The sequence below is a fragment of the bacterium genome (genome assembly GCA_018812485.1).
Lineage (GTDB): Bacteria > JAHJDO01 > JAHJDO01 > JAHJDO01 > JAHJDO01 > JAHJDO01.
This window is the reverse complement of sequence record JAHJDO010000156.1, coordinates 1-3,317: the sequence shown is the minus strand read 5'-3', so window position 1 is coordinate 3,317 and position 3,317 is coordinate 1. Positions and strand designations below refer to the sequence as shown.

Below are 3,317 nucleotides of genomic sequence, written 5' to 3'. Positions count from 1 at the left end.
GCACCGTAGAGTCCACCCCTCGGCCTGCTCACCTCCGGATCCGACTCCAAGCCACACCACGGCTCCACCGAACGTGTACCCCGCGGTGAGCTGGCCGACGGAATGGACGACCAACGCTCCGATGCCCCTTTGCCAGCGGTCCCGGACAAAGGTCGTCCAACCTGGATCATCAGCATAAATGTTGTTTATTCGTGGCCAATAGGTTACTCGGAAGTGAGCCTGGAAGACGAACCAAAATCGGAGCACCCTGATGGTGAACGAGAACGCGAACCGAGCCCTGTCCACGACCCGCATCCCGGAGCGCTTCGACGAGGCGGGTGCCACCGGCAACGGCGGGGCCGGGCCGTTCCTCGACTACGCCCTGGACGTCCTGCATCTCGGCGGCATGGCCTCGATCCTGTTCGACGACTTGAAGGCTAAGAACGCCGACTTCACGGGTGGTTTCGATGTCACCCTTCTGGTCGTGGCTCGCCCTCTTGGCTACATCCGGCCGGAGGACTTCGGCTCGACGGCCCGAGACCCGTACCTCGCCCAGAAGCTCGGAGCGGACCGCCTGCCCGATTCGTCAACCGTAAACCGCAGTCTGCATCGTCTGGAAGGCGAGAAGGAGCGCGCCGACCTGCGAGCGTTTCATCGGCAAGTGCTGAAACGTGCGTTATCGGCCAAGGAGCCCGAGCCGTACGTCATTCTCGACGGTGATTCCTCGGTGGAGGTGGTCTACGGCTCCCACATGGAAGGTGCTTCCAAGGGCTACAACCCTCGAGCTCATGGCAGGAAGAGCTACCATCCGATGATCTTCTCCGACGGCGTGCGTGACCTCGTGCTCGGCGCGTGGCTGCGACCGGGAAATGCCAGCGATCACCATGACTTCCTCGATCACTACAGGGAGACGAGAGACTTCCTGGCCAGCATCGGCAGGCCGATCCTCTTCGCTCGGCTGGACCGCGGCTTTCGGGGAGAGGCCACCTATGCCACGTTCGAGGCTGATGATGTTGGATACGCCGTGAAGACGACGAAGTCGAAGGGCATCAGCGACGCGGTGGATGGTGTCGACTTCGAGGAGATCACCTGTGAGGGTGATGGCGAGCAGATCGAGGTCTCCGAGATCTGGGTCATGCTGGACGGCTGGACCCGGAAGCGGCGGGTGGTGGTGGTCCGAACTCGGCAACGCGACCTCGAGCAGATGCACCTCGATGGCTGGGGTTGGCGCTACGAGTGCATCGTCACGAACCTGGACTGGAGCCCCGAGGACGTCTGGCGCTTCTACAACCGGCGGTGCCAGGCCGAGAACGTCATCAAGGAGCTGAAGGAGGGGTACGGTGTAGACAAGCTGTCTACGGGCTCATTCGGGGCGAACGATGCGGACCTGGTGCTGAAGGTCATCTCCTACGACTTGGTCTGGTGCTTCCGCCACGACGTACTGCCCAGCGACTGGCGGTCGATGACGATCGGGACGCTCCGCAGCGTCTTGCTCAAGATTCCTGGCGTTATTCGCAAGCACTCCAGGCGGTGGTACATCAAACTCGCTTCCTGGTACCGGCACCAGGAGGTGTTCGAGGGCATTCGGGATCGGGTCGACGCCTTGGCGGCATAGCGGCCGTCTCGGCGGTTCGAGGGGGGCGGGGGAGAGGTGTGACCAGGTGGCGCCGAAAATCGGCGTTCTTCCGTTGACAGGAATTGTGCACACCACTGGAACATCGTGGTCGTGCATCCGACGCGCGTCCTCGGGCCTCCCGCCCGCCTGCGACACCCCCCGAAGCGCTCCTGGGGCGTCCGGAACGGGCCCCACGGGTGCCCACGGGACCAGGCTTGCAAGATTCGGGTTCCTGCCTTACCGGTTGCCTACAGTGGCGAGACAGCATAGGCTTCGCTCCCAGAGGAGGAGAGGCAATGACAGATCGCTATCCGAGGCCTCCGAAGAACATCATGGAGTTCGCGCGCCGTTTCGCGACCGACGAACGCTGCGCCGAGTACCTCCTTGAGCTGCGTCACCCCGATGGCTACGTGTGCCCCAAGTGCGGCAGCACGAAGGCGTGGTCCGTGGCTGAGAAACCCGGGATGATGATCTGCGACAGGGACCACAAGATCAGCGTAACGGCTGGCACGGCCATGCACCGAACGAAGTTGCCCCTGCACCTCTGGTTCTACGCCGCGTGGCTGCTGGCCACGCTCAAGCCGGGCATCTCAGCAGTCCAGTTGCAGCGCCAGCTCGGCATCAGTCGCTTGGAGACGGCTTGGACGTTGTTGCACAAGCTACGCGCAGCTATGTACGCCCCGGGGCGCGAGCGGTTGTCGTCGTTCTGCTCGAAGGACTACCACACCGACCACTGGGTGGAGGTCGATGAGGTCTACGTCGGAGGAGAGGAGGAGGGCACCGAGCACCGCGGGCGTGGCGCTGAGACGAAGTCGCTCGTCGTCGTCGCTGTCGAGGTCCACAAGTGGCAGGGGGACGCCGAAGAGCAGGACGACGAGCGCGGCGTTGCCAAGAAGCGCAAGGAACGTAAGGGGAAGCAGGCGTTTCATACCAAGGCGGGCAGGATCAGGATCCAAGTCATCCCGGACGCCAAGGGCGTCACGCTCGACAAGTTCATCAACGAGAACGTCGTGGAGGGGTCGAACATCTGGACCGACGGCCATCTGGGCTACAAGAAGTCAGAGACCCTCTACCCCCGGCGCATCACCGTTGCCCGAACCAGCGACGATCCGCTGCCCACGCTCGGCCGCGTCACGACGAACCTGAAGCGCTGGCTGATAGGCACCCACAAGGGCGCCGTGCAGCCGCAGCACCTTCAAGCCTACCTCAACGAGTTCGTGTTCCGCTTCAACCGGCGCGAGATGCCGTGGGTGGCCTTCAATCGCGCCCTCGGCCTCGCGGCCCTCACCCGCCCGGCCGTCGAGTACGAGGGCCTCTACAAGCACACCTGGCGGCACCCTGTTGCGTCTCACGCCCCACGACAGGTCTCGTCTCACCCAGGTTGGCACGGCGCGCCTCTGGGCGGACCGGTCCGGAACGCTCCGCATGCCCTTGGAAGGTCAACTGGTCAGAAGAAGGAAAAGAACCTTTAACCATGGTTTCGGCCGTCGGAGTACCACGAGGGCTTCCGGACGGGGGCGGTGCCAAGGAACGCGCGACTAGAACGCGAATCCGTGCCACTGGGCAAGGGACGCAGCAGCACCCGAACTCGAGTGCCATACCTACGGCGTGAATAGGACTGTAGGATGGCTTACTGTAGGCAACCGGTAAGGCAGGTATGGAAAAGTCGGGAACTGTGGACAACTTCACCAGGCGACGGTGGAGTTGTCCACAAGGTCTGGCG

2 protein-coding genes are annotated in these 3,317 nt (G+C 63.3%); both read left to right on the top strand.

Annotated elements, in window-relative coordinates:
* The first annotated feature begins 250 nt into the window (after window positions 1-250).
* Complete coding sequence (locus KKC91_12665) at window positions 251-1,594, top strand: IS1380 family transposase (protein MBU0479395.1); 1,344 nt, start codon at window positions 251-253, stop codon at window positions 1,592-1,594.
* 296 nt (window positions 1,595-1,890) lie between these two features.
* A complete protein-coding gene (locus tag KKC91_12660; GenBank protein ID MBU0479394.1) occupies window positions 1,891-3,066 on the top strand; it encodes an IS1595 family transposase in 1,176 nt (391 codons plus the stop codon).
* The last annotated feature ends 251 nt before the right edge of the window (window positions 3,067-3,317 follow it).

Bases quoted from the DNA above. Each gene is read 5' to 3' on its own strand.
- KKC91_12660 (MBU0479394.1), top strand. From the start codon at position 1,891: ATGACAGATCGCTATCCGAGGCCTCCGAAGAACATCATGGAGTTCGCG.
- KKC91_12665 (MBU0479395.1), top strand. From the start codon at position 251: ATGGTGAACGAGAACGCGAACCGAGCCCTGTCCACGACCCGCATCCCG.